Genomic DNA, 26,136 nt, shown 5'->3' with positions numbered 1-26,136 from the left:
ACTCCTCTCAGTTGAGGTCGGACTCGCCGGCGCGGGTCATCTTGAGCTGGGTGAAGGTGATCGCGATCAGCATCGCGAACAGGGCCAGCGACATCGTTGCCGCGTAACCGAAGTCGAACTGGCTGAACGCCTTGTTGTAGATGTACATCTGGAGCACCAGCGACGCGTTCTGCGGGCCGCCCTTGGTGGTGACCTGCACGATGTCGAACACCTGGAAGGAGCCGATGACGGTCAGGATCACCACCATCACCAGGATGTTGCGCAGCAGCGGCACGGTGAGCCGGCGGAACATCTGGAGCTCGCTGGCCCCGTCGATGCGGCCGGCCTCGTAGATGGTGGCCGGAATGGTCTGAAGGCCGGCGAAGATGAGAATCGCGTTGTATCCCATGGACTTCCACACGCTGATCGCGGCCAGCGACGGCACCGCCAGCGCGCTGTCGCCGAAGAACAGCACCGGGTGGCCGAGGAGCTTGGTCAGGAACGAGTTGACGATGCCCAGCCCCGGGTCGAGCATCCAGGACCAGGTCATGGCCGCGACCACACCCGAGATCAGGAACGGCAGCAGCACGATGCCACGGATCAGCGTCGACCTGGTCAGCCGGTGCATGATCACCGCGGTGACCAGCGAGATCAGGATGCCGAAGACCACGGACAACAGTACGAAGTAGACGGTCACCCACAGCGAGTGCCAGAAGACGTCGTCGGCCAGCAGCTGCTTGAAGTTGTCCAGCCCGACCCAGTTGGGCGCGCTGAGCACGTGGAAGTCGGTGAAGCTGTAGTAGATGCCCTGCACCGTCGGGTAGGCGAAGAACACCGCGAAGCCGATGACGGCCGGTGCGATCAGCAGCAGGGCCAGCGGCAGGTGTCCCCGCCTGCTGCCCGGCCTTGTCCGGCGGCGACGTGCCGTGGCGACCGGCGCCACCGGCAGTGTCGTCGTTTCCTGTGTCGCGGTCACCACGGCATGTCCCCTTTCAGACCCGGATGGCTCAGATGGTGATCTTGTCGATGTCGGCCACGTAGTCGTTCGGCGTCGGGCCGTTGAACTCGACCACGTTGCTGCCACCGGACTTCAGCGTGATCGGGACGACCACGGTCTGCGGCGTGTCCCAGTCGTTGTCGTTGCTGCCGGCCATCGGCAGCCGGAACGCGACGCCGTTCACCGTCACCTGCGCGGTGCGGCCGGAGTCACCGTCCACATAGGACACCGTCATCAGGTAGGTGCCGTCCTTGGGCGCCCAGACGTTGGGGAACGTCAGGTGCCCGGTGCCGCCGAGGTTGCCGACCTTCTTGCCGCCCGAGCACGGGCCGCAGCCGTTGATCGACGCACCGCCGGAGACGATGTTGACCGCGGCCTCGCCCTCATAGTTGATCGAGCCGTTCTTGTCCGCCGTGGACACGTTGAGGTGGTTGCTGGGCAAGGACTTCTTGCCGTCCTTGGTCACCGCCACCACGTTGAAGTCGAACGTGCTCGACGGGGCAAGGCTGGCCACGGTCACCGAGGTGCCGGCGGTGGTCAGCAGGCGGTTGGTGCCGTTGTAGACCTCGTAGCTCTTGGCCGCCGTGCTGCCGCTGTACGAGGCGTCCCAGGACAGGGTCACGCTGTTGCCGGCGGCGGTGGTGCCGGTGGCCGCGACGGCGTGCAGGTTGCCGGGCGGGTTGGGCGCGTTGTCCTTGGCGTTGGGCGTGATCTTCAGCAGCTGCGAGCCGTGCGTGGGCAGCGACGCCGAGACGGTGCCGTTGGCCGACGTGAGGTCCTTGTGGCTCCACAGGTCCCGAACCTTGGCGGTGCCGTTGATGCCCAGCTGGGCCAGGTTCGCGGTCACGGTCGCGGTGCTGTCACCGAGGTTGAACAGGGCGACGGTGTAGCTGCCGTCCTTCTGCCGGGCGTACCAGACCTGCTGCTGGCTGGACTGGTCCACCGGCTTGGCCGCGATACCGGCCTGGTCGACCGCGATGACCTCGTCGTTGGTCAGCAGGGAAAGACCGTACGCATCCAGCTTGGTCAGGTCGTCGCCGGCGTACAGCGGGGCGGCCTCGATCGCCCACAGCGTCATGTAGGTCTGGCGCTCGGCCTCGGAGATGCCGTCCATCTGGCCGTTGCCCACGTCCAGCGAGTCCAGGTTGTTCCAGTAGCCGGGGCCGCTGTCCGGGATCCACTGCACCACGTCGGTGAAGCGCTGCTTCACCGAGTTGTTCCAGGTGACGATGGTGTCGCAGTAGCACTCGACGTCGGTCTCGACGCGGGCGCCGTTGGAGTTGGCCTTCCAGATGTCGGCCTGGCGGTGGCTCAGGCCCCACGAGATGACGAACTGGATCTTGCGGCCGGTCTTGGCCAGCGCGGTGTTCCAGGCCTTCACGTCGGAGGTGTTGTCGTAGTTGGCGCCGCCCTGGAAGGAGCCGGGGCCGACGCCGTCCAGCTTCAGGAAGTCGACGCCCCAGCCGGCCAGCTCGGTGGCGATGGAGTTGATGTAGGCCTGCGAGCACGGGTTGCTGAAGTCGATCTTGTAGGAGCTGTTCCAGCCGTTGGTGGTGCGCAGGTCGGAGTAGACCAGGTTGCGGGTGAAGCAGCCGCCGGCGCCGGCGATCGGCGAGTTGCCGTTGTTGTAGGCCCGGATGTCGAGGCCGACGGCCAGGTAGGCGCCGAACTTGAGACCCTTGCGGTGGATGTAGTCACCGAGGTACTTCATGCCGTGCGGGAAGGTGGTGGCGTTGGCCAGCGGGCGGGCGTTGCCGTCGAAGCCGCCGAGCCAGCCGGCGTCCACGTTGACGTAGTTGTAGCCGTGCGACTTGAGCTTGGCGGCGACCACGTCGGTCTGCTTGATCACGTTGGCCTCGTTGAGCCAACTGGCCGGGCCGGTCGGGTTGACGCCCGGGTAGTTCGTGGACTCCAGGCTCCAGCTGCTCCAGCCCATGTAGGGCGTGGCCGCGCTGTCAGCCTTGGCCGGCGCCTTGGCATCGGCGGCCGCGTCGGCCAGTGGCACCTGCACCACCGTGATCGCCAGCAGGGCCGCGGCTGCCGCGGTCAGCAGCCGCGTCGTTCTCCGACTCATCGAAACTCCATCTCAGTCGCACCGTTGCTGACTGTCCAATGAGGACACTGTTGTCAGGCGACCCGAAGGTCGTCCATGGCGTCCCGGTCCCAGGCGATGCCCAGTCCCGGCGTGTCCGGAGCGACGGCATGACCGTCCACAACGGACATTTCCCCAGTGGTGACGGCCCGCAGCTGCGGGATGTGCTCGACGAACCGGCCGTTCGGCACCGCGGCGGCGAGGCTCACGTGCAGCTCCATCAAGAAGTGCGGACAGACCTCCGCGTTGAACGTCTCGGCGAGGTGCGCGACCTTGAGCCACGGCGTGATGCCGCCGATCCGGGCCACGTCCACCTGCACGACCGAGGCCGCGCCGCGCTGGAGGTACTCGCGGAACTGGGCCACCGAGTACAGCGACTCGCCGACCGCGATCGGGATGTTGGTGGCGTGGGCCAACCGTTCGTGCGCGGCCACGTCATCGGCCGGCAGCGGCTCCTCCAGCCAGGTCAGGCCCAGCGGCGCGAACCGGTCGGCCCGGCGCAGCGCCTCGGCCAGCGTCATCGACTGGTTGGCGTCGACCATGACCGGGAAGTGCGGGCCGACCGCGTCGCGCACGGCGTGCAGCCGGGCCGCGTCCTCGGCCCCGCTGGGCTTGCCCACCTTGACCTTGATGCCCTGCCAGCCCGCGTTCTGGGCCTTGAGCGCACCGGCCACCAACTCGTCGGTCGTGAGGTGCAGCCAGCCCGTTTCGGTGTCGTACAACGGAACTTGCTGCTGGAAACCGCCTGCGACCCGCCACAGCGGCTGGCCCGCACGCAGGCAGCGCAGGTCCCATAGCGCGGTGTCGATCGCCGCCAGGGCCAGCGAGGTGATCGCGCCGACCGTGGTCGCCCTGGTCGAGGCGAACAGGTCGTGCCAGACCGCTTCGATCCGGGTCGCGTCGGCGCCGATCAGGCGGGGCAGCAGGTGGTCGCGGAGCAGGGCCAGCACGGCCGTGCCGCCGGTGCCGATCGTGTAGGTGTAGCCGAGGCCGGTGTTGCCGTCGTCCGTGGTCAGCTCGACGAAGACCGTCTCCTGGGACAGGAAGGCCTGCACCGCGTCCGTGCGGACCTGCTCGACTTCCAGGTCGACCAGGAACGCCTCGGCCCCGCTGACTCTGGCCACGCCTCGCCCTCCATCGGGTTCGGTCTTCATGGATCCTATACGATCGGTGGTACGTGATTCTTGACTTGGATTAACGCGGGTGTCAATGGGTCGTCGTTCAGCCGTTACCGGCCCGTGTCGGGAGCCCAAGATCGGTGCGCGCGTACACTCGCGCCATGCCGCCGGCAGCCGCCTTCCACCACCGGGTAGACGAGGGTGTCGTCGAGAAGACCGGTCCCCGCCAGACATTCGCGCTCCCCGTCGGCGGGCAGAGCCTCCAGTACGCCGGCACGCTCGGCCGTCCCGGCAGCGGCTATCGGACCGTCACCCGGCTGCTGATCGGCGGCGTGACCACCTTCGACTGGACGTATCAGGGCTCCGGGGCCCACATCGAGCGGACCGAGTCACTGATCCGTCTGTCCCCCAACGGCTTGACCTATCTGTGCGTGTGCGTCGACGGCACCACCCGGCTGCGCCACCGCGGCGCCGAGCTACTGCTCAAGCCCGGCCGGGCCGCGCTGTGCTCCACCGTGAACCCGTTGGAGGCGCGGCACTCCACCCAGAACCGGCTGCTCACCGTGTACGTCGATACCGCGCGGCTGGAGAGCCAGATCCCCGGCATCAGCCGCCTGATCGGCACCACGTTGGCCGTCGAGGGCGTCGGCGAGCTGCTCGTGCAGCACATCCTGGCCACCATGAAGGTCGCCTCCGGCCTCGACCCCGCCGGCCTCGCCGCCGCCTCCGAGGCCGTGTCCGACCTGCTCGTCGGCACCCTCTCCCGCCGGGCCCAGCCCGTCTCCCCGGCGTTGGAAGCCCAGATCAGCGCCTACATCGACAGCTGGCTCGGCGATCCCGAGCTCTCCGTCGAACGCATCGCCGCGGCTCACCACATCTCCGTGCGCACCTTGCACCGCGTGTTCCAGCAGCGCGGCGAGACCGTGTCGACGCACATCAAGAACCGCCGCCTCGACGGCTGTCACGCCGACCTGCTGGCCCGCCCCGACCTGATGATCGGCGCGATCTGCGCGAAGTGGGGCATCACGGACATCGCCCACTTCTCCCGCCAGTACAAGGCCCGCTTCGGCTGCACCCCCACCGACACCCGCGAGCAACGCCTCAACCTGGCCCGCTGACTTCTTGGCACATGCGGTCCGGACGTGCCTCAGGGAGGCAAGTATGACGCGCATGTGACATTTCTGAGCTCGGCTCAGCCGCTGACGTGGGCGGTGTTGTCGAGCCAGTGCTGGGCGAGGTGGGTGTCGCCGTCGATGCTGAGGTCGGTGAGCGGGAGTCGTCGGGTCAAGGCCAGCAGCAGTGATCCGGCCGGGCCGGTGACCGTCACGTCGGCCGGCTGAGTTGCGGGCTGCCACGTCGCCCCTTCGGGCTGCCGTTCGACGAACCACGCGCCGGCACCGTCCGTGGCCGACCACTGCAGGGTCTGCCCGGTTCCCCGGATGGCCTGCGCGGAGTCGGGCCGCTGCATCGCCCATGTAGGCGAGGTGAGCATCGTGAAGTGGTTGGTGATGAGCGCGGCCGCGACGTCGGCCTCGATGTCGACCGGTCGGCCCGCTGCGGCGGCTGCGTCGAACCCGTGCACGACGGCCTCGTTGAGCATGCTGGACATCCAGAACTGCGCCCCGGACCGCTCATCACCTGCGGCATTGAACACCGGCGCTTCGAGCGCTTCGTCGGAACACGCATCCGCGACCCGCTGCGCCGACTCCGCCAACCACGCCGGCCAGTCACCCGGGTCGGCGGGAAGCACGGCCAGCTCCGCCGGCAGCTTGGTGGGATCGGTGATGCGCCGCTCGATGATCTCCGCGACCCAGTTCTGCGTCTGGCCCACGTGCGTGACCAAGTCGGTGACGGTCCACTTCGGGGCGGTCGGCACAGCCGCGTCGGGCCCGGCCGCAGCGGCCGATTCCGCCAGGAGCCGGGTGTGGTCGACGATCGCTCGCCGGATGCGTGCCGCGGTCAACTCGCTCATGGGATCGTCCTTCAGGTAGCCGGGGTGCCTTCGACCACGCGTCGAACGACCGTAACGAGGATCGACACGCCCCCGCCGGATTTTCCGAACATCAGCCGAGATGCAGACTTCGTCCCTGCACAGCGGGCACGCCATGGCGCGGGCAGATGAGGGACAGCACGGCGTTGCGGAGGCCGCCGAGCATGTGTTCGGCCTGCCAGGAACGCCCGCGTTCGATGCTGGAACGCACGTGCAGGGCGCGTTCCGGCGGCGTGAAGACGGTCATGCGGTTCATACTGCCGGCATGCGATTCCGGACGACGGTGCTGCTGGGCGGCAAGACCGCGACGGGCCTGGTGGTGCCGGCGGAGGTCGTCGAGGCGCTCGACGCGGGCCGGCAGCCCAAGGTGCACGTGACGATCGGCGGCCACACGTACCGGAGCACGGTGGCGGTGCGCGGCGGCCAGTTCCTGATCCCGCTCAGTGCCGAGAACCGCACGGCGGCCGGCGTGGCCGCGGGCGACGAGGTCGAGGTGGAGCTGATGCTCGACACGGCGCCGCGTGAGGTGGAGGTGCCGGCCGACCTGGCCGAGGCGCTGGCGAGCGACCCGGCGGCGCGCAAGGTCTTCGACGGCCTGCCGTTCACTCACCGCAAGGAGTACGTGCGGTGGATCGAGGAGGCGAAGAAGCCGGAGACCCGGGCCAACCGGGTGACCAAGACGGTGGAGAAGCTGAAGTCCTAGCCGCTGAACAGGTTGTAGAGGTACTTGCGGTGACGGAGCAGCAGGCCGGCGATCAGCAGTGCCAGCCCGGACAGGCCGAGCTCGCCGCTGTTGACGACGATGCCGAGCGCGAAGCAGCACAGGCCGAAGGCCCACATCGCCTCCAGCGCCCAGCGGTAGCGGTCGAGCACGCTGCCGCTCAGGCGGGTGGCGAGCGCCGGGTACTGGGCGGCGAGACCTCGCTCGATCGCGTCCAGCTGACGGCGTTCGTGCTGACTGAGCATGCCGACTCCACTCATCCGTTGCCCGCCGGAAGCGAACTGCCCACCCATATACCGGCCCGGCGTGCCCCCGGTTCACTGGCAGCGTCACGCGAGGCTGGATAGCCTGATCACCGGAGGTCAGGTGAACGGGTCGAGACGCGAGGACGTGGACGGGGTGCGGACCAACGCCGCCCCGCTGGCCCTGCGGTTCAGCGGCCTGGCGGGTGAGCTGGCCGGCATGCGCAAGGTGGTCCGGGACTGGGCGGCCGCGGCCGGCCTTTCCGGTGAGCTGCTCGAGGACCTGCAACTGGTGGTGGGCGAGGCCGCGGCCAACGCGATCGAGCACGGCTACCGCGCCGGTGAGCCGGGTTCGGTGGACGTGTGGCTGTCCCGGGACGAGGCCGGCGCGGTGCACGGCCGGGTCCGCGACTACGGAACGTGGCGACAGCAACCCGATGATCCCGGGGACCGCGGGCGGGGGCTGGCCCTGATCCGGGCACTGGCCGCTCAGGTCAGCCTGAACCGCAGGTCGGACGGCACAGAGGTGGCCTTCACCATGCCCCTTATGTGATCCGGGTCACATCACGTTTGGGTTATCACTCGCCCGGGTATCCCCGATTGACCTAGCACGGACGGGGGGCGAGCCATGAACGTCGCACCTGACAGCGAGGCGGCCCTGGGCCTCGGCAGATATGTCGCGGCTGTCGCGCGCCTGCTGGGCGTCCCCGCGGACGCGATGTACCACGAGGTGGGCGATCTGGCCTCGGCCTACATCGCGCTGCCCACCCGCCACCCCCTCTTCGTCGAGCACGACCTGATGCTGGTCTGGGACGAGCGCCACGGCTGGTCGATCGGGTTGGAGATCGACACCCTCGACGGCCCGGTGGTGCTGAGCTACCTGGGCCCCGACCCACTGCCCACGCCGGGTCGGATCCGGCATTTCGTCGACGAAGTCGTGGTGGGCAACTGCCCGGGCCAGCCCGACCCGCCGCGCTGCCAGTCCCGCGAGCGGCTGGCCGACCGGCTGGCCAAGTTCGTGACGGCCTGACCGTAGGCATACGGTTGCGCGGTGGTGTTCCGGCACGGTGCCTTCAGCTATGACAGCTTGGACGGCTACGTCACCAGGGTGACCGGTTTCGTGCGCGCCGGACTGGCCGAGGACGCCGCCGTGCTGGTGATCCTCCCGTCGAACCGGCTGGACGCCGTCCGTGACGAGCTCGGTCCGGACGGCCGCAAGGTCGGTTTCCTGGACATGGGCGAGGCCGGCCGCAATCCGGCGCGGCTGATCCCGCTGTGGCGGGACCTGGTGGACCGCAACGCTGGCCGACCCTGCCGCGGCGTGGGCGAGCCGGTACACGAGGACCGTGGTGCGCCGGCGATCGCGGAGTGCCACCAGCATGAGGCCCTGCTCAACACGGCGTTCACCGCGACCGACTGGCGGCTGCTGTGCCCGTACGCGGCGGCGCAGCCGGAGCCGGTGCTGTCCCGGGCCCGCGCCAACCACCCGTGGTGGGCCGGCGAGCCCAATCCCGGCTACGACGACGGCGACACGCTGGCTCAGCCGCTGCCGGAACCGTTCGGCCCCACCACTTTCGTGCGCTTCGACCTGGACAGCGTGACCGGCGTGCGGGAGAACGCCGCCGGCAAGGCGCGGCGGTTCGGCCTTGACGCCGACGCCGTCGAGCGGTTCACGCTGGCCGTGCACGAGGTGATGGTCAACAGCGTCGACCACGGCGGTGGCGGCGGTATGGCGCGGCTGTGGACCGAGGGCGACGACCTGGTGTGCGAGGTGCGGGACGAGGGCGTGATCACCGATCCGCTCGTCGGCCGCCGCCGTCCGACGCTGGCCCAGCCCCGTGGACGCGGCATGTGGATGGTCAACCAGCTGTGCGATCTCGTGCAGGTCCGTTCGTCCGCCGCTTTCGGCACCGTTGTGCGATTGCGCGTGGCCAAAACGGGTACCCGCGATGCATGACGAAGCTCGCGCACGGTCAGGAACGCGCACTGGGTGAGTTGGTGCTGGCCGGCACGCTCTCGCAACAGGAGGCCGACGCCGTACGCACCGCGCTGTCCGATGCCGAGCCGAGTACCCCGATCCGCCGTCGCATCGCCGAAGTCATCGGCTACGTCGGCGGCGCGTTGTTGGTGGCCGGTGCCGCGTTGGTCGTCGGCACGTCATGGGATTCCTTCTCGCACGCCGGCCGTGTGTGGCTGCTGGTCGGCGTGACCGTGGTGTTGATCGGCGCCGCCGTCGCACTGCGCAACCGGGTCACCGGTGTGCTGCTGGCCCTCGGCGCCGTGACCGGCGGTCTGGCCGGTTCCGTCGCTTTCGACACCCATCCGTCGTTGGCCGGCGGTATCGCCGCGCTCGTGCTCGCCGTCGTCGGCTACGCCGCGTGGCCCGCGCTGTTCGCCCTGCCCGTCGCCGGCATCGCTTGCGGCGCAACGATTGTCGGGCTCGTCGACCTAGTCGGCTTCTCGTCGTCGTGGACCGGCGGCGGGTTGCTGCTCGTCGCCGCCATCTGGGGCGCGCTGGTCTCCTTCGACGTCATCCGCCACCGCGCCGTCGCCGCCGGTGTCGCCGCCGCGCTCGCCCTGATCGGCGCGCAGTTCCCCGAGCACGCCTTCGTCCAGTACTCCATCACGCTGGTCGTCGCCCTCGTCTGCTTCGGCTGCTACCTCGCCGACCGCATGCCCATCCTGCTGGTCGGCGGAGTGCTCGGCGTGACCATTGCCGTGCCCGAGGCCATCTGGGACTGGACCGGCGGCGCCGTCAACGGGGCCGTGCTGGTGCTCATCGCCGGCGCCGTCCTGCTCCTGGCCGGCGGCCTGGGCCTACGCATCCACCGGCCCTAGGTTCGATACAGGGCACGGGCGTTGTCCCGGAAGCGCAGGGCGTCAGTGCTGTCGAAGGCCTGGTCGACGTTGCCGTACAAGGGAAGGGCGCGGATCTCGGGGTCGGTGATGGTGGCGAACAGGGCGTCGGCGAAGCGTTCGGCGTGCAGGACCTGGTAGGGGCGCGAGTGGTACGGCCGGGTGGCGGGGTCGACGGGCTCGGTGAGGCCGAGGTCGTTGTGCAGGCCGGCCACGGTTCGATAGGCGGCGGCGAGGTGGTCCTCACGGGTGTGCCGGTCGGTGGCGGCCAGGGCCCCGCGAAGTAGCGGCGAAAGGGTTGGGGCGCAAGGGAGCTGGGCGAAGGCGCTGCCGAACCACTTGCTGTACGGGGCATAGCGGCGGGACATGAGGAAACACAGGCGCATGACGTCGCGAACCTGCCGTGCGGCAACAACGGCGGAGCCGAGGTCGTCGTCGACCTCGCCGCAGCGGCCGACGAAAGCCTCCTCCTGGCTGAGGCGTTTCCACTGGCAGGCCAACAGATAACGCCAGATGTCGTCGGGGTACCAGGCCAACGCGGACCGGGCTCGATTGAGGTCGCCGAGGTCGTCGTGGAAGACGGCGCCGGCGGTGACCTCGGCGAGGCCCTGGGAAGAGGTGGCAAGCCAGTCGAACAAGGTGACGCCGGCCAACGGGTCGAAGCCGAGATGGCCGTGCAGCCACTCCCCCGGCCGGAACGCCTCGACCGGCACCGAAGCGGGATCCGGCACGAAGATCTGGACGAACGGACCCCAGTCGTGATCACGGGACCGGTCGGTGTCGAAGCCGAGCACCTCGGAGCCATGGCCGATCCGGGCGGCGGCGTGGGGAAGGCCGACCAGCTGCGGCCTGAGCACCTCCGCGTAGTATGCGCGGGACTCGGCCAGGCCGTTCACGGCTTGCGGACCTCGATGAGGAAACGCTGCGTGTGCGCGACGAACGGCCCCTCGGACTCGATGCGCTCGTGCAAGGCGCGCAGTTGCGGGAGGTAACCGTCCACAGTGAACCCAGGCACGATCCACACCACCTTGCGCAGGAAGTGCACCACAGCCCCGATGTCGAAGAACTCGGCCCGCAGCGACTCCGGCTTCAGCGTCACCAGCTCCACACCAGCCGCTTCAGCCTCCTCGGCGGCCAAGTCCGGATCACGGGAGCGGTCCATCTCGAACGGTCCGAGAAAGGCCTCGGAGACCTCGTGCATGGAGCCGGAGCCGACCTGCTGCGACAGGTAGGTGCCGCCGGGCGCGAGCACACGGGCGATCTCGTCCCAGCGGATCTCGGTGGGATGGCGGCTGACGACGAGCTCGAACGAGCCGTCGGCGAAAGGCAGTGGATCGAGGTTGCCGGCCTCGACGACCTCGACGCCACGCGGCTCCAACAGCCGGCGGGCCACGGCCAGGCTGGGCGGCCAGCCCTCGGTGACGGCGGTGCGCGGCGGCAGCTGCGTGACGGTGTTGAGGACCTCGCCGCCGCCGGTCTGAACGTCCAGAACGGACTGGACGTCCGCCATCCTGGCGGCGATCAGCCGGGCATAGCCCCAGGACGGGCGCTGCTCGGTCGCCCGGCCCTCGAACCAGGAGAAGTCCCAGCCGTCGACCGGCACGGCCGCGCCCTCGGCGACGAGCTCATCGAAAGTGGCCACGACCGCCAGCCTCCCAGGCCGGGCAAGCCGTTTTCCCCGATCGGGTGGTGTTCGGCCGATGTGGACGGTCAGCGGGTATCCGGATCAGCGGGAAGCAGACACTGGGAGGTCAACCGTGTTCAAGCAGCTTTGCGCCGCCGTGGTGGCCGGCGCCGTGCTCGCGGCCGTCGGCTTCACCGTTGCCGACGCCGCGCCGGCCGACAATCACACGAACGCCGAGCAGATCAGCCAGCTCAAGGCCCGGTTGGACACCGCGGCCGGCAACCGGGACTCGGCCGCCGTCCGGTCCGCGGCCGACGACCTGGCGCCGGTGCTCGCGGCCGTGCACCAGGATCTGGACCGTGGCGTCGCGCCACGCTCGGCCGCCGACCCGCTGGCCGCGGCCGAGCAGCAGAACGCCGAGCTGCGCACGGCGTTGACGCAGAAGGACGACATCTTCGACTCGATCAAGCAGATGGTGCAGAAGCTGATCGAGCAGATCAAGCAGCTGTTGCAGCAGCTGCTGGGCGGCAACACCCCGCCGACCAAGCCGACGAAACCGACCAGCCCGACGGAGCCAACCTCGCCGACCGCGCCCGTCGGCGCCCCGGGTGGCGCCCCGGCCCCGCCGGCTCCCGCCGCGCCCATCGGCTGAACCCCCACCTGAGTGGCTCACTTGGCTCCCAACGCCAAATGAGCCACTCACGTGGGGCACCCGAACACACCTGAGTGGCTCACTTGGCTGTCAGCGCCAAATGAGCCACTCACGTGAGACACCCGAACACACCTGAGTGACTCGCTTGGCTGCCAGAGCCAAATGAGCCACTCAGGTGGGGGGACCGGGGTTAGTTGGGCTGGTCGCCGTGGGTCAGGGTTTCCCACGCGACGAACAGGATGTTGTCGCCGGCCGGACGGTTGTTCATGACCAGCGTCTTCGTGTTGGCCATGACGTTGCCCAGCCGGTTGCCCAGGGCGTTGTAGCCGACCTCGGTCACCGGGCCGAGGCCCCGCTTCACCGTGCCGCCGCACAGCCAGGACGGCACGGCCGCACCGAGCTCGTACTGGGCCTGGAAACCGAGGGCGTTGCGCAGCCGGGTGCCGATGTCCCCGGTGTACAGGTCGGTGCCCTGGATCCGGGAGGTCTCGGCGACGTCCGAGACGGACGCGAGGCCGTAGCCGGTGTGCACGAAGTCGCGGCAGGTCTCCTGGGTCAGGCCGTTGACGAAGGTGCTCTGGCCCTGCCAGTAGCTGATGATCGCGGACCGGCCCGAAGGCCCGCCGGGCACGGTCTTGGGCAGCGCGCCGTCGGTGGTCAGGTAGATGTACGCGGGCACGCGCAGCATGTACTTGGCCATCGCCTTGTCGTAGGACACCTTGTCGTCGAGGAAGACCGAGATGCCGACCGCGGCCTCCATCATGGTCAGTTCCCAGTTTCCGTTGCTGTTGCTGCCCTTGAGCAGCGTCGGCAGGTACACGTTGCGCAGCATGGTCTGGAACCGGGCCATGTTGGCCCAGCCGCCGCTGTAGGTGTAGCGGATGATCTCCGCCGCGCGCGGCCACGCCGAGCCGGCCCAGCCGGTCTGCAGCGGGGCGTTGCTGTTGGTGTGACTGGTGATCACCCCGGACCAGGCGTCCATCAGGGAGATCGCCTTCTTGGCGTACGTGGCGTTCTGCGTGATGTACCAGGCCAATGCGTTGCCGTAGGCGGCGAGCGCGTCCTGACGCTCGTCGGTGCAGCCGTAGTTGGGCTGCGAATACGGCCCGCATTCCACCACGGAGCGGGGATGCGGCTGGCGGCTCTGCGACAGCAGCCCGTCCGACATCATCGCCTGGTACGCCTGGGTCTGCGGCTGCGCGCCGGCATTGACCCTGGACCGGATGTAGTCGAGTTGAGCACGGCTGACCAACACGCCGGGATGGACGAATGCGGCCGGCGCCGCTCCCGCTTGCTGGCTGACGGATCCGACGACCAGCAGCGATGCGAGCACCGAGAGAACCACGAGCAGGGATGTGGACACTCGTTTCGACATGACACTCCTCGGATGGCGGCGGTGCCTGACCGAGAACTTGCAGGGGAATGTCAGTCTTAGAGGTCCAGACCACTTGTGTCAATCTTGCACGGTCTCTTTCCGGAAAACCCAGAAGCGGGCGCCCACATATGTGAACACGCCGACACAACAGGCCGTCGCGACGCGCGCGACCATGGCCGGCAGGCCGGCATCGTGCAGCAACTCCGTGACCTCAAGCGTGAACCCGAAATCGAGGGCCATCACCACCGCGTATCGCAGCAGCTGGCCGCCGACCGGCGCGTGCGAACGGAAGTTCATGGTCCGGTTCAGCACGTAGTTGAGGCCGAAGGCGGTGAGATAGCCGAGTCCGACGCAGACCTGGAACGGCAGCGCGGTCCAGTGCAGCAGCGCGGCCAGCATGGCCATGTCGAACAGGAACGTGAAGGTGCCGAGGATCGCGAAGCCCACGAACTCGGGCGTGATGAAGCGCAGCTTCGGCGGCAGTCGGTTGGCCCACGAGGTGAGCGCGATGCCGATGCGCTCCGCGCGCGTCAGCCTCCGGGGCGTGATGGTCTCAGTGGGCACGCCCTCCATACTGCCAAGCCGGCCGCGGGTGTTGCCGGCGGTTCTCCAAAGGTTCAGCGACTGGACCCGCTCATCCGCTCCACATCGGCCGCGCTGAGCTGCGGATCCGGCGCCACCGTGCGTACCGCGGGGCGGGTGCGGGCGGCCTCGGCGATACCGGCGGCCAGGCCCAGCGTGCGCGCCGCCAGCAACGCGGCCCCGACGGCGGCCGGCGGCTCGTCGGGGGCGATCTCCACCGGCACACCCAGCGCCGCGGCGACGACCTCGGCCGCCATCGGCACCTTCAGCACCGCCGGATCCACACGCACCCGGTCGATCCGCGCGCCGGCAGCAGTCAGCGCCTCCCCCGCGGCTACGAGCAGCCGCCCGAGGCCGTCGATGCGCACGGCCGGCGGTGTGTGGCCGTCGCTCAGGTCGACGCCCACGGCCCACACGCCGTCGGCCAGCCGCTGCGTGAACAGCACTTCGTCGGCCACGGGCTGCGGGCTCAGCACCGCCAGCACCAGCCGCGAGCCCAGCCACAGCGCCGCCGTGCCGGGCTCCGTGACGCCCATGCCCAGCGCCGCCAGCGGCAGCCCGGCCGCGCCGACGACCAGCGGCAGCAGCGCCGGCAGCGCCAACAGCTGCGCCGCCTCGGTGACCAGCGGCACCTGGTCCGTGGGGTCGACCAGCGGCGGCAGCTGGGCGGCACCGATGCCGGCCAGCTCCAGCGCCTTGGCCGACCACTCCGGCTCGGCCACGGCCAGCAGACCGCCGGCCGACGCGCACGAGGTGTCGGACAGCACGCGAGCCGTCAGCCGGGACAGCACAAAGTCCTTGAGTTCACACCAACGGGCGACCCTGGTGAGCAGATCGGGCCCGTGCTCGGCGAACCAGGCCAGCCGGACCAGCGGCGACCCGCCGTGCGGGGCGGCGCCGGTGGCGTGCCGCAGCGACGGCCCGATCCGCCGGGCCAGCGCGCTGGTCTGCGGGTCCGGCCCGGTGAACACGGGCGTCATCGGCCGGTCCAGCTCGTCGAGGCCGACGAGCGTGTCCCCGGAGCCGGCCAGCGCCATGCCGCGCACCGGCACCTGTCTGGCCGCGCACAGCTGCACGCAGCGGTCGATCGCCGCGAACACCACGTCCAGCGCGGCGTACGGGTCGAGCGTGCCGCGCGGGTAGCGCAGCTGCACGTGGTCGAGCACGGCCAACTCGTCGCCGAGCACGGCCACCCGGACCGAGTCGGCGCCGACCTCGACCCCGAAGACCGCACCTGCCGCCATCGACGCACCTCCCGCAGTCGCTCGCCCACTGCCCATCATGGCGGTCTTCTACGCTGCGTAGTGGACGAGTTGACAGCCGTGGGCGAACTGTCCGGGTCAATCGCCGACCGGCGCGCCCCGCCACCGCCAGCCTGCCTGGTTCGGCAATCCCGGCAACTCGACGCGGTCGGTGGCCCACAGCAGCGCCGTCCACGGCTCGGCGTCCACGGTGACCTCGGGAAACATCCTTTCCAGCACGTGGGCGCACACCTCGGCCGGCGGTTCGAGCGTCACGCCGAGCCCGCGGCACATGTCCTCGCCGTGCACAAGCACCTCGACGATGCCCATGCCGGCGAAGCCCTCCGGGTCGGAGACGCCCCACGGATGCCAGCCGCGGACCTCGGGGCCGAGCCGGTGCACAACCCCGGCCAGCATGCCCGCGCCGGCGACCACGAACTCCAGCGCCTGGGCGTTGGTGGCGTCAGTCAGCAACGCGGCCTCGAAGCGGACGTAGTCATCGGTGGAACGGGAACTGAGCTGAGCCGCGTACGACATCAGGCAGTCGCCGACGTGCTCGGCCGTGCGGTAGGCATTCAGGGCGCCGGTACCGGTCGCGGCGGACCAGTCCAGGTCGACAACGGGTTCGAGCGCGGCAACGACGGAAGCGGTCGCGGCGTCAAGGTCGGTGGCGGTAACGGGCATGACACCCACAATACCTAGGTATTCACGACGACGTGCCTAAGTAATTGCCGCCAGCCTGAACGGACGCATTCGACGGGCCTTTCGGGCGTTTGTCGACAACTGCCGCGAGCGTACACTCGGGGTGCAATTTCCCGCCCTGTTTCACCACCGGGAAGTATGTGTTATCGCACTCCTCCACGGAGGTTTTCCCGTGCCAGAAGAAATCGCTCCCGCCCGTTGTCCGATGGCCAACCCGCGCACCGCGGCACAGGCCACGCCGATGGCGCCCATACTAGGTAAACCCGTCTCGAGGCGTTCCCTGCTGCGCACCGCGGGAGCGTTCACCGGCGCGCTCGGCACCCTGGCATTGCTCCAGGACGGCGCGATCGTGCCGCAGCGGCTGGCCATGGCCGACACGACGAAGTCGTTCCCGGACATCCAGTTCGACCTCGGCCCGTTCATGCCGCCCGCGGTCACCTACGACGGCATTCCGATCGGCATGCCGCCGGTGCACACGGTTTTCCTCACGGCGACCCTGTCGCGGGCACCGTCCCGCACGGACCAGTCGCGGATGGAATCGGCGCTGCGCACCATCGAGGCCAACTACCCGTACGCGCCCGGCGGCGTTTTCACGCACGTTGCCTACAGCGACAACTACTTCGCCCGGCTGCCCGCGAGCCTGGTCAACGCGAACATGCCGCGCACGTTGTCCGGCAACCAACCCGTGTTGAAACGCGCGGTCGCCTCCCCCACCGACGTGGCCCCGGGGGCGCACGCGCTGGAACTGCGCCGGCCGGAATTCAACGTCCCGCTTCGGTTGGAGAGCAACGATCTGCTGTTCACCATCCGCGGCGACGACCCTTCGTTCGTCGGCGACGTGGTGTCCTGGCTGTCCGGCAGCAACAAGCTGGTCGGCCGCAGCATCGCCTCGCCGCGGTTCGACGCCGGCATGAAGATCACCTCGTCGCGGGCCATGTTCGTGCAGATCGGCCTGCCCCGCTACGTCGCGGCCAACGCCGGCTTCGCCTGGCAGTCCTTCGTGAACTCGGACTCGCCGATGTGGATGGGCTTCGCCGACCAGCAGACCGACGCGGCCGCGCCGGCCCAGAACGTGACCTTCGTCGGCGGCGGCGGCATCCACCTGAGCAACGCCGCGGCCGGCTGCTATTTCGACAACGGCGCCATCCAGCACCTCTCGCACGTGCTGCTGGACCTGGAGCAGTTCTACCTCAACGGGCGCAACCCGGACGAGGGCCCGGACACCAGGGAGCCGTTCGACGAACGCGTGCAGTACATGTTCCACTCGCCGGCGCCGGTCGAGCAGAACCCGGACAACCCGTTCGACAACGGCGGCGGCCCGACCACGCTGGACATGCGCGGCGCGATGATCCGCAACCAGTTCCACGGGGCCGGCTACGCCGAGCAGAGCGCCCAGCAGTTCCAGCGCATGGGTCACCTGTCCACCCTCCAACGGTCCGCCCGCACCTCCGACGGCCGGCCGATCCACATCCGGATCGACGGCCCCGGCTTCGACGCCATGGACACCACCACCGGTCGCAACACCCCCAAGCTCCAGTTCTCCGGCTTCTTCCCGAGCGCGGACTTCTTCGCCACTATGCGCGCGAACCAGTCGGCGGTCGACCTACTGGAGAAGTACGACCTTGAGGAGGAGGACCACGGGCTGGAGCGGTTCATCACGGCCACCCGGCGGCAGAACTACCTGGTGCCGCCCCGCCGCCACCGCGCGTTCCCGCTGGTGGAGCTGGTCTGATTCACCACCTGAGTGGCTCACTTGGCCACCAGCGTCACATGAGCCACTCACGTGGGGCACCCGAACGCACCTGAGTGGCTCACTTGGCCGCAGGGCCAAATGAGCCACTCAGGTAGCGAAAAAGGGCGGGGCGGAAGCCGGGAGGGGGACCGGCTTCCGCCCCGAGCTCGCTAGCCCTGCTGGGACTGGCCGGGTGCACCGCCGCGGCCCTGCTGGTCGCTGATCGACGTCGCCGTGCCGGTGCTGCCGGACAGCTTGGCGATGATCGTCACCGTCGTGCCGGTCTTCAGCGCGCTGACCTGCTCGTCGCCCTGGTCGACCACCGTGGACGAATCGATCGTGTAAGTCTGCGTGTAGCCGTCGACGCTCTTGGCCGTGATCGAGGTGGCGCTGACCGCCGTGATCTCGCCGGTCTGCAGGCGCTCGGTGACGTAGCTGCCGTTGTCCTGCACCGTGAAGTCGCCGTGCAGGGCGGAGAACAGCCCGCCCATGCCGCCGGGGCCGCCACCACGGCCGCCGCCGAAGCCGCCGCCGGAACCGGCCCCGAAGCCGCCGGGGCCGCCCTGGGTGGTCGCGCTGGCCGTGCCGACGAGCTTCGAGATGCCGTAGCCGCCGCCCGCGGCCACCACGGCGGCGACCGCGACCACGGCGGCGGTCTTGCCGGCGGACCACTTCTTGGGCTGTTCCGTCGGCGGCTGCGGCGGCGCTGCACCCCAGACCGGCTCTGAGCCTTCGGCGGGCTGTTGGGTGTCCATCGTCGTCCTCCTGATCGGGGGCTGGTGACTGCCACCCTGGCCACCGCGGCTGTGCACCAGCTGTGCGCACTGTGCGCACATCCTGTGAGCAAGGCGCACAGGTGATACACAGGAAGCGCTCAGCGGACGCAAAGACGCCGGTCACAGGATGGAGCGCATGAACGGCGAACTCAGGCGCGCGGACGGCAGCCAGCTGCGGGTGCTCGTGGTGGACGACGAGACGGCCCTGGCCGAGCTGGTGAGCATGGCGCTGCGCTACGAGGGCTGGTCGGTGCGCTGCGCCGCGGACGGCGTGACCGCGGTCCGCGAGGCCAAGCAGTTCCGGCCGGACGCCGTCGTGCTCGACATCATGCTGCCCGACCTGGACGGCCTCGAGGTGCTGCGCCGGCTGCGGCTGGAGCAGCCCGAGGTGCCGGTGCTGTTCCTCACGGCCAAGGACGCCGTCGAGGACCGCATCGCCGGGCTGACCGTCGGCGGCGACGACTACGTGACCAAGCCGTTCAGCGTGGAGGAGCTGGTGCTGCGGGTGCGGTCGCTGCTGCGCCGGTCCAGCTCGGTGGCCTCGGCGACCAGCTCGCAGCTCGTGGTCGGCGAGCTGACGCTGGACGAGGACAGCCGCGAGGTGCGCCGGGCCGGGCAGGAGATCCAGCTGACCGCGACCGAGTTCGAGCTGCTGCGCTACCTGATGCGCAACCCGCGCCGGGTGCTGAGCAAGGCGCAGATCCTTGACCGGGTGTGGGAGTACGACTTCGGCGGCCAGGCCAACATCGTCGAGCTGTACATCTCGTACCTTCGCAAGAAGATCGACGTCGGTCGGGAGCCGATGATCCACACCATGCGCGGCGCCGGCTATGTCCTCCGACCGACGGGCTGACCGGCGTCCACAGTGGACGCTGCGACGCAAGCTCGTCGTGGCGGTGGTGCTGCTGCTCACCGTGGTGTCGCTGGCGATCGGCCTGACCGGCGAGCTGTTCATCCGCCGGACCCTGATCACGCAGGTGAACGCGCAGCTCCAGGACGCCTACAACCGCAGCCAGCACAGCCCCGGCGGACCCGGCGGCCACAATCCCTACTGCGCCAACAACGATCTCTCGTTCGCGTTGCCGCCCGGGCTGGGGCAGGGCGCGGTCGGCGTCAACCACGGCCTGGGGGTGGTGCTGGACAAGAACGTCTGCCCGCAACAGCTGGATCCCGACCAGGTGGCGACCCTGGCCACGGTGCTGCCCAACGGCCAAGCCGTTACCATCAGCGTTCCCCATCTCGGCGACTATCAGGTGATCTCCAACGGCGACAACCTGATCGGGTTGCCGCTCGATCAGGTCGACCACACCCTGAACAGCGTCAACATCGCGCTGCTGGTCATCGCGGCGGCCGGCCTGGTGGTCGCGGCCACGGCCGGCGCGGTGATCATCCGGGCCGCGCTGCGGCCGCTGGACCGGGTGGCCGCGACCGCCACCCGGGTCGGCGAGCTGCCGCTGGACCGGGGCGAAGTCGCTTTGTCCGTACGGGTTCCCGACCAGGACACCGATCCGCGCACCGAGGTGGGCAAGGTCGGTGCGGCGCTGAACCGGATGCTCGGGCACGTCGCCTCGGCGCTGAACGTGCGTCAGGAGAGCGAGACCCGGGTACGGCAGTTCGTCGCCGACGCCAGCCACGAGCTGCGGACGCCGCTGGCCTCCATCCGCGGCTACGCCGAACTCGCCGGCCGGTACTCGGATCGCGTGCCGCCGGACGTGTCCCATGCCATGCGGCGCATCCAGTCCGAGTCCACGCGGATGACGTCGCTGGTCGAGGAATTGCTGCTGCTGGCCCGATTGGACGCCGGTCGGCCGCTGGCGTCCGAACCGGTCGACCTGTCCCGACTGGTCGTCGACGCGGTCAGCGACGCCCGCGTGACGAGCCGGGATCACAAGTGGCAACTGGAGATTCCCGGCGAGCCGGTGGCCGTGCTCGGCGATGCCCAAGCGCTGCACCAGGTTCTGCTCAATCTGCTCGGCAACGCCCGCGCCCACACACCGGCCGGCACGACCGTGGTGACCGGTATCGGGAACGGCGTTCCGGGCGAGGTCGTGCTCACGGTTGCCGATGACGGGCCGGGGATTCCCGTTGCGCTGCAACCGGAAGTGTTCGAACGCTTCGCGCGTGGCGACGGGTCGCGATCGCGGGCCTCCGGCGGCACCGGGCTCGGGTTGTCGATCGTCGCGGCGATCGTCACCGCGCACGGCGGAGAAGTGGCGCTGGACAGCCGGCCGGGCCGGACCGTGTTCACGGTCCGGCTCACAGCTGCCGCACAGTGATCCCACACAGGCGGCACAGCGGTTTCCCCGAGGCTGGTGCCATGACTTCGACGATGACCCGGCCCGCGGCCGCCCCGGCGGCCGACGCGCCCGGACGGCCGGGCTGGCAGCGGCCGGCGCTGGTCCTGCTGCTGCTGGGCACCGCCGCGCTGTACCTGTGGAACCTGAGCGCATCGGGCTACGGCAACGACTTCTACGCGCAGGCGGCGCTGGCCGGCAGCCAGAACTGGGAGGCGCTGCTGTTCGGGTCGCTGGATCCGGGCAACGTCATCACCGTGGACAAGCCGCCGGCATCGCTGTGGATCATGGGCTTGTCGGCCCGGATCTTCGGCTTCAGCTCGTGGAGTCTGCTTGCGCCGCAGGCGATCGAGGGCGTGCTGTCGGTCTGGCTGCTGTTCGCCGCCGTGCGCCGGCGGTTCGGCTCCGGCGCCGGTCTCGCCGCCGGCGCCATGCTGGCGTTGACGCCGGTGGCCGTGCTGATGTTCCGTTTCGACAACCCGGACGCGTTGCTGGTGCTGTTGATGGTCGCCGGCGCGTACTGCGTGGTGCGGGCCACCGAGAAGGCCAGTTGGCGGTGGCTGGCGCTGGCCGGCGTGGCCATCGGCTTCGCCTTCCTGACCAAGATGTTGCAGGGCTTCCTGGTGCTGCCGGCGTTCGGTGTCGTCTACCTCGTGGCCGCGCCGACCACGATGTGGCGTCGGGTGCTGCACCTTGGCGGCGCGCTGGTGGCGGTGATCGTCTCAGCCGGGTGGTACATCGCGCTGGTCGACCTGTGGCCGGCGTCGTCACGGCCGTACATCGGCGGCTCGACGAACAACAGCCTGCTGGAATTGGCCTTGGGGTACAACGGTCTCGGCCGGATCTTCGGCGGTTCCGGCAACGGGGGCGGCGGCGGGCCGGGCGGTGGCGGCGGGGGTGGCGGGAACCTGTCGTTCGGCGGCAGCGCCGGCATCACGCGCATGTTCGGGCAGGCCTTCGGCACCGAGATCTCGTGGCTGCTGCCGGCCGCGCTGATCGCACTCGTCGCCGGCTTGTGGTTCACGCGCCGCGCTCCCCGTACCGACCAGACCCGGGCCGCTTTGCTGCTGTGGGGCGGTTGGCTGCTGGTGACCGGGCTCGTGTTCAGCTTCATGAGCGGCACCATTCACCCGTACTACTCGGTCGCGCTGGCCCCGGCCATCGCCGCCCTGGTCGCCATCGGCGGCCGCCAGCTGTGGCGCGGGCGGGCGGCGTTCGCCGTGCGGGCCTGGCTTTCCGCCATGATCGCCGTGACCGGGGTGTGGGACTTCGTGCTGCTGTCCGAGAACTCGTCCTGGCTGCCGTGGCTGCGCTGGGTCGTGCTCGTCGCCGGCATCGCCGTCGCCGCGCTGATTCTGTTGCAGGGGCAACAACTCCGCCGTCTCATCGTGGTCGCCGCCGTGGCCGGCATGATCGGCGTGGGCTCTTTCAGCATCGCCACCGCCGCTACACCGCACACCGGCTCCATCCCCGTCTCCGGTCCGGCCGGCAGCTCCCAGGGCGGCTTCGGCGGCGGCTCCGGCCAGGCCGATGCCACGGTGGTCAGCCTGCTCAAGGCCACCACCACCGAGTGGGCCGCGGCCACCGACGGCTCCATGTCCTCGGCCCCGCTCGCCCTGGCCAGCGGCAAGTCCGTGATGGCCATCGGCGGCTTCAACGGCGGCGATCCGGCGCCCACTTTGGCCCAGTTCCAGCAGTACGTGGCCGAAGGCAAGATCAGCTACTACGTCGCCGGCGGCGGTCGTGGCGGCTTCGGCGGCGGCTCCTCCGACATCGCCACCTGGGTCGCCGCCCACTACCAGGCCAAGACCGTCGGCGGCACGACCGTCTACGACCTGCGGTCCTGAACCGGCCGGGGGTGTGCGGGCCGCACACCCCCGGCCGGTCGACGGATCAGGCGGAGAGGCAGGTCAGGGTCGCGTCGTCCAGCCGCACGAACTGCGGAACGACACCGTTGTTGCCGTAGATCGCCTGGATGTAGACGGTGTCCTGGCCGGTGAGGTCGACCGGGAAGGTGGTGATCGCCTGGTAGCTGCCGGGGGTGATCCAGCCGGTGAGGCCGGTCAGCCTGACCCAGCCGTTGTTGGGGCTCCAGATCTCCAACCCGACCTGGGCGGCGTAGCTGAGCGTCTCGGCGTAGATCCGCGCGCTGCAGTTACGCTTGTCGGGCCAGCCCCCGACCGGCACGGCGATCCGCTCGGCCGCGTAGCCCGTCCCCGTGTAGAGCCAGCCGTCGTTGGCCCCGGACCGGGCAAGGCCCTGGTTGATGTCAAAACCGGCGACACCGTCCCCTTCGGTGATGCCCTGCCAGTGGCTCGACGGAACGCCCTCGAAGCCGTCGCTGAACTGCTGGGTGGCGGCCTGCGCCGGCACCGCGGCGCCGGCCACGATGGCCAACATCGCGGCAACCACCCCGATCGCGCGGCCCGTTCGGGCAAACACGGTCCTGATTTTCACGTCCACTCCTCAAGCGATCGTCCGGTTCCTGCCTGGTCACCATCGCGGCTGGCACTCAGAGCCAAGTCAGCCCGCGGTCGGAACGCGGTTTGAGCGATCAGCCGCGGCCGGCATGCTGCTGTCAGTGACCAGTGCTCACATGGGGGTGTGCGTGGAGTTGCTGTTGCTGGGACCGGTGCGGGCTCGGGTCGGGGACACGGTGGTGAACCTCGGGCCGCGCCAACAGCGTCTCGTCCTCGCCGTGCTGGCATGGGACGTGAACCGGGTGGTGCCGTTGCAGCGGCTGGTCGAATGGTTGTGGCCGGCGGATCCGCCGCGCCGCGCCACACACGCGGTGCACGTGCTGGTGTCCAATCTCCGCTCGATACTGGCCGGCGACCCGGACATGACGATCTCCACCGACGGCGTGGGCTACGCGCTGCGAGCCGATCCGCGGCAGATCGACGTGCACCGGTTCGTCGACGGCGTCGCCAAGGCCCGGGCGGCGACCGACGATCAGACCCGGGTGACCCGGCTGGACCAGGCATTGCTGCTGTGGACGGGACCGGCGCTGGCCGACACCGCGTCCTCGGAGGTCCGCGAGCGCTTGTGCGGTGGCCTTGAGCAGACCCGGCTGACCGCCATGGAGGACCGGTTCGACGGGATTCTCCGGCTGGGCGGCCATCAGCAGGTCCTCGGTGAGCTCACCTCGGTGGCCGACGCCCACCCGACCAGGGAGCGGCTGATCGGCCAGCTGATGCTCGCGCTGCACCGCAGCGGTCAGACCAGCCGAGCGTTGGACGCCGCACAGCGCACTCGTGCCCTGTTGGCCGAGGAACTGGGTATCGATCCCGGGGCCGAGCTCCGGCGACTCGAGCTGGCCATCCTGCGCGACGACCGCGCCCTCGACCCGGTCGCACCGCGCCGTGCGGATCCCGGCACACCGGTGCCGGCGCAGCGCACCCGGCTGGTCGGCCGTGACCACGACGTGGCCGAAATCGTCGACCGGCTGACGACGGGCGACGCGCGGCTGCTGACATTGACCGGACCCGGTGGCGTCGGCAAGACGCGGCTGGCCACCGAGGCCGCCCGGCAGTGTGCGCAGCACGTCGCCGACGGCGTCGTGGTCGTGTCGCTGGCACCGGTGGACGACCCGAACCTGGTGCTGCCGACCATCGCCAGCAGCCTGGCGATCAGGGAGACCGACGGTGCTCAGCTTCGCACCGCCCTACGGGCGCGCCTGCGGGACCGGAAACTGCTGCTGCTGCTGATCGACAACGTCGAACACCTGGTGGACGCCGGGCCGGACATCGCGTGGCTGCTGGACGTCGCGCCCGGGCTCACGGTGCTGGCCACCAGCCGTGCGCCACTGCGGCTGACCGGCGAGCACGTGTGGTCGGTGACGCCCCTGGACTCCCGCTCCGCGGCCGAGCTGTTCGACGAACGGGCGAGGCAGGCCGGCTCTGCCCGCGTCGGCCACGATCCGGCCGTGGTCGACGCGATCTGCCGCTGTGTCGACCGACTCCCGCTGGGGATCGAACTCGCCGCTGCCCGCACCCGGTTGCTGCCGCCGGCCGCGTTGCTCCACCAGCTGGAGCGGTCGCACGACCTGCTGGGCGGCGGGGGCCCGCGACGCACCGGGCCGACACCGGTCGCTGCGGGCGGCGATCGCCTGGAGCTACGACCTACTGACTGCCGACGAGCAGTCGATGCTGTGTGCCGTATCGGTGTTCGCCGGCGGCTGGACCGCGCCGGCGGCGGCCGCCGTCGCCCGCCTCGACCTGACGACCGCGTGGCGGCTGCTCGGCGGGCTGCTGGATGCCAGCATGATCGTCCGCACCACGGACACCCGTTTCGCCCTGCTGGAAACGGTCCGGGTCTTCGCCGTCGCCCGAGCGGCGGCGTCCGGCGTCCTGACCGAGGCCAAGGAGCGGCACGCGGTCCACATCGAGTCCTTCGTCGCGGCAGCCCGCCAGGGCGTAGGCGGTCCGGACCACGATGAGTGGTTCGACCGGCTGCGGTGGGAGCGGGACAACCTGCGAGCAGCGCTGCGCTGGCGGCTCGAGCAGGGCGAACTGGACCGGTGCGCGGCCATTCTGGACCTTCCGACGTACTGGATCATGGTGGGCCACGTCGCGGAGTACCGGCAGTGGGCCGATGAGGTGTTGGCCGGCAACGACGACTCGCTCAGCCCCCGAGCGCGGGCCGGCGTGCTCGCGGTCTACGGCTACGCGTCGCACGGAGGCGACAGCGAGCACGCGATCCGCGTTGCCGACCAGGCCGTCGGACTCGCACGACTGGACGCCGATCCCCCGACGCTCGCGATGGCGCTGCTGTTTCGTGGCCACGTGGCGAGATCGGCGGCGGACAACGAACTGGCCGAGGCGCTGTTCGACGAGGCGGAGGCAGCACTGCGCCAGGTCGGCCGGCCGGCGGTCACCCGGGCCGTGCAGGCCCAGGTGACCATGGTGTTGGACCAGCGTAGGGAAGCCGACCAGGCGCTGGCCGAGCTGGAGGTCGAGGTCCGCAAGGCCGGCGCGACCTGGGGGCTGGCCAGCACACTGGTCCACCGCGGCTCCGTGTTGATCCAACTCGGTGAGTGGCAACGGTCCGAGCGGCTGGTCCGCGAGGCGGTCCGGATCATGAGCCGGCTCGGCTCCGGTTCCGGTTCCGGCATGACATGGGCGTTGCACCAACTGAGCATCACCGCGGCCAACACCGGCCAAC

At 69.9% G+C, this 26,136-nt stretch carries 26 protein-coding genes; 12 read left to right on the top strand and 14 right to left on the bottom strand.

The genetic code is table 11. The features are described from left to right. Window positions 1-7 precede the first annotated feature (7 nt). From M3Q35_RS47435 to M3Q35_RS47425, 3 genes are read right to left on the bottom strand one after another with little or no spacing between them, the layout of a single operon-like run. A complete protein-coding gene (locus tag M3Q35_RS47435; protein ID WP_273939216.1) occupies window positions 8-958 on the bottom strand; it encodes a carbohydrate ABC transporter permease in 951 nt (316 codons plus the stop codon). Window positions 959-986: 28 nt separating this feature from the next. Beyond that, window positions 987-3,050 (bottom strand): fibronectin type III domain-containing protein, encoded by a 2,064-nt coding sequence (locus M3Q35_RS47430; RefSeq protein ID WP_273939215.1) that lies wholly within the window; start codon window positions 3,048-3,050, stop codon window positions 987-989. Window positions 3,051-3,103: 53 nt separating this feature from the next. Further along, window positions 3,104-4,192, bottom strand: coding sequence for a mandelate racemase/muconate lactonizing enzyme family protein (locus M3Q35_RS47425; RefSeq protein ID WP_273939214.1), 1,089 nt, complete (start codon window positions 4,190-4,192; stop codon window positions 3,104-3,106). Window positions 4,193-4,347: 155 nt separating this feature from the next. Between M3Q35_RS47425 and M3Q35_RS47420 the strand changes: the two genes are divergently transcribed. After that, entirely contained in the window at window positions 4,348-5,304 is a 957-nt protein-coding gene (locus tag M3Q35_RS47420) for a helix-turn-helix domain-containing protein (RefSeq protein WP_273939213.1), read from the top strand. Between the two features lie 74 nt (window positions 5,305-5,378). Here the strand turns inward: M3Q35_RS47420 and M3Q35_RS47415 are convergent, their stop codons facing one another. Then, window positions 5,379-6,158, bottom strand: a complete 780-nt coding sequence (locus M3Q35_RS47415) for a maleylpyruvate isomerase family mycothiol-dependent enzyme (RefSeq protein WP_273939212.1) — start codon at window positions 6,156-6,158, stop codon at window positions 5,379-5,381. A gap of 91 nt (window positions 6,159-6,249) precedes the next feature. Then, window positions 6,250-6,423, bottom strand: coding sequence for a hypothetical protein (locus M3Q35_RS47410; protein WP_273939211.1), 174 nt, complete (start codon window positions 6,421-6,423; stop codon window positions 6,250-6,252). Between the two features lie 18 nt (window positions 6,424-6,441). Between M3Q35_RS47410 and M3Q35_RS47405 the strand changes: the two genes are divergently transcribed. Then, window positions 6,442-6,879 (top strand): YdeI/OmpD-associated family protein, encoded by a 438-nt coding sequence (locus tag M3Q35_RS47405; protein WP_273939210.1) that lies wholly within the window; start codon window positions 6,442-6,444, stop codon window positions 6,877-6,879. Here M3Q35_RS47405 and M3Q35_RS47400 read toward each other — a convergent pair. Then, window positions 6,876-7,142: a DUF3040 domain-containing protein gene (locus tag M3Q35_RS47400; protein WP_273939209.1), complete on the bottom strand. Its 267-nt coding sequence runs from the start codon at window positions 7,140-7,142 to the stop codon at window positions 6,876-6,878. The genes M3Q35_RS47405 and M3Q35_RS47400 overlap by 4 nt on opposite strands. A 121-nt stretch (window positions 7,143-7,263) precedes the next feature. On the opposite strand from M3Q35_RS47400, the gene M3Q35_RS47395 reads away from it, so the two are divergent. From M3Q35_RS47395 to M3Q35_RS47380, 4 genes are all read left to right on the top strand, one after another. Then, a complete protein-coding gene (locus tag M3Q35_RS47395) occupies window positions 7,264-7,692 on the top strand; it encodes an ATP-binding protein (RefSeq protein WP_273939208.1) in 429 nt (142 codons plus the stop codon). Between the two features lie 75 nt (window positions 7,693-7,767). Then, window positions 7,768-8,169, top strand: coding sequence for a DUF6292 family protein (locus M3Q35_RS47390; protein WP_273939207.1), 402 nt, complete (start codon window positions 7,768-7,770; stop codon window positions 8,167-8,169). Window positions 8,170-8,190: 21 nt separating this feature from the next. Then, a complete protein-coding gene (locus M3Q35_RS47385) occupies window positions 8,191-9,096 on the top strand; it encodes a sensor histidine kinase (RefSeq protein WP_273939206.1) in 906 nt (301 codons plus the stop codon). Next, window positions 9,093-9,977, top strand: a complete 885-nt coding sequence (locus tag M3Q35_RS47380; RefSeq protein ID WP_273939204.1) for a DUF2339 domain-containing protein — start codon at window positions 9,093-9,095, stop codon at window positions 9,975-9,977. The genes M3Q35_RS47385 and M3Q35_RS47380 overlap by 4 nt, the downstream gene beginning before the upstream one ends. Here M3Q35_RS47380 and M3Q35_RS47375 read toward each other — a convergent pair. After that, window positions 9,974-10,852, bottom strand: coding sequence for a DUF4037 domain-containing protein (locus M3Q35_RS47375; RefSeq protein ID WP_273939203.1), 879 nt, complete (start codon window positions 10,850-10,852; stop codon window positions 9,974-9,976). The two genes, M3Q35_RS47380 and M3Q35_RS47375, sit on opposite strands and share 4 nt — an antisense overlap. A 35-nt stretch (window positions 10,853-10,887) precedes the next feature. Then, window positions 10,888-11,637, bottom strand: a complete 750-nt coding sequence (locus M3Q35_RS47370; RefSeq protein WP_273939202.1) for a class I SAM-dependent methyltransferase — start codon at window positions 11,635-11,637, stop codon at window positions 10,888-10,890. Window positions 11,638-11,752: 115 nt separating this feature from the next. Here M3Q35_RS47370 and M3Q35_RS47365 point away from each other — a divergent pair, with 115 nt between their 5' ends. Next, entirely contained in the window at window positions 11,753-12,271 is a 519-nt protein-coding gene (locus tag M3Q35_RS47365) for a hypothetical protein (RefSeq protein WP_273939201.1), read from the top strand. Window positions 12,272-12,461: 190 nt separating this feature from the next. Here the strand turns inward: M3Q35_RS47365 and M3Q35_RS47360 are convergent, their stop codons facing one another. The 4 genes from M3Q35_RS47360 to M3Q35_RS47345 form a co-directional block, all read right to left on the bottom strand. Next, window positions 12,462-13,646, bottom strand: a complete 1,185-nt coding sequence (locus tag M3Q35_RS47360) for an alginate lyase family protein (RefSeq protein ID WP_273939200.1) — start codon at window positions 13,644-13,646, stop codon at window positions 12,462-12,464. Window positions 13,647-13,724: 78 nt separating this feature from the next. Then, complete coding sequence (locus M3Q35_RS47355) at window positions 13,725-14,210, bottom strand: GtrA family protein (protein WP_273939199.1); 486 nt, start codon at window positions 14,208-14,210, stop codon at window positions 13,725-13,727. Window positions 14,211-14,263: 53 nt separating this feature from the next. Then, window positions 14,264-15,472, bottom strand: a complete 1,209-nt coding sequence (locus M3Q35_RS47350) for an FGGY family carbohydrate kinase (protein ID WP_273939198.1) — start codon at window positions 15,470-15,472, stop codon at window positions 14,264-14,266. Between the two features lie 96 nt (window positions 15,473-15,568). Next, the gene (locus M3Q35_RS47345; protein WP_273939196.1) at window positions 15,569-16,153 is read right to left on the bottom strand and encodes a maleylpyruvate isomerase mycothiol-dependent enzyme family protein; all 585 of its coding nucleotides are present in this window, start codon (window positions 16,151-16,153) and stop codon (window positions 15,569-15,571) included. 259 nt (window positions 16,154-16,412) lie between these two features. Here M3Q35_RS47345 and M3Q35_RS47340 point away from each other — a divergent pair, with 259 nt between their 5' ends. After that, window positions 16,413-17,903: a DUF7405 family protein gene (locus tag M3Q35_RS47340; RefSeq protein WP_273939195.1), complete on the top strand. Its 1,491-nt coding sequence runs from the start codon at window positions 16,413-16,415 to the stop codon at window positions 17,901-17,903. Between the two features lie 170 nt (window positions 17,904-18,073). Here the strand turns inward: M3Q35_RS47340 and M3Q35_RS47335 are convergent, their stop codons facing one another. Then, window positions 18,074-18,658, bottom strand: coding sequence for a hypothetical protein (locus M3Q35_RS47335; RefSeq protein WP_273939194.1), 585 nt, complete (start codon window positions 18,656-18,658; stop codon window positions 18,074-18,076). A gap of 148 nt (window positions 18,659-18,806) precedes the next feature. Between M3Q35_RS47335 and M3Q35_RS47330 the strand changes: the two genes are divergently transcribed. Genes M3Q35_RS47330 through M3Q35_RS47320 form a run of 3 tightly spaced genes read left to right on the top strand, consistent with a single transcriptional unit; the run spans window position 18,807 to window position 22,820 of the window. Next, entirely contained in the window at window positions 18,807-19,532 is a 726-nt protein-coding gene (locus M3Q35_RS47330; protein ID WP_273939193.1) for a response regulator transcription factor, read from the top strand. After that, entirely contained in the window at window positions 19,510-20,955 is a 1,446-nt protein-coding gene (locus M3Q35_RS47325; RefSeq protein WP_273939192.1) for a sensor histidine kinase, read from the top strand. The genes M3Q35_RS47330 and M3Q35_RS47325 overlap by 23 nt, the downstream gene beginning before the upstream one ends. 41 nt (window positions 20,956-20,996) lie before the next feature. Next, window positions 20,997-22,820 carry an ArnT family glycosyltransferase gene (locus M3Q35_RS47320; protein ID WP_273939191.1) on the top strand — a complete coding sequence of 608 codons (1,824 nt, stop codon included), beginning with the start codon at window positions 20,997-20,999 and terminating at the stop codon, window positions 22,818-22,820. Window positions 22,821-22,866: 46 nt separating this feature from the next. Here M3Q35_RS47320 and M3Q35_RS47315 read toward each other — a convergent pair whose 3' ends face one another. Then, window positions 22,867-23,430, bottom strand: coding sequence for a hypothetical protein (locus M3Q35_RS47315; RefSeq protein ID WP_273939190.1), 564 nt, complete (start codon window positions 23,428-23,430; stop codon window positions 22,867-22,869). A gap of 151 nt (window positions 23,431-23,581) precedes the next feature. Here M3Q35_RS47315 and M3Q35_RS47310 point away from each other — a divergent pair, with 151 nt between their 5' ends. Further along, a complete protein-coding gene (locus M3Q35_RS47310) occupies window positions 23,582-25,411 on the top strand; it encodes an AfsR/SARP family transcriptional regulator (RefSeq protein WP_273939189.1) in 1,830 nt (609 codons plus the stop codon). The last annotated feature ends 725 nt before the right edge of the window (window positions 25,412-26,136 follow it).

It is taken from the genome of Kutzneria chonburiensis (assembly GCF_028622115.1).
Taxonomy (GTDB): domain Bacteria; phylum Actinomycetota; class Actinomycetes; order Mycobacteriales; family Pseudonocardiaceae; genus Kutzneria; species Kutzneria chonburiensis.
The sequence above is the reverse complement of the archived record's forward strand: the minus strand, read 5'-3'. Positions and strand labels throughout refer to the sequence as shown.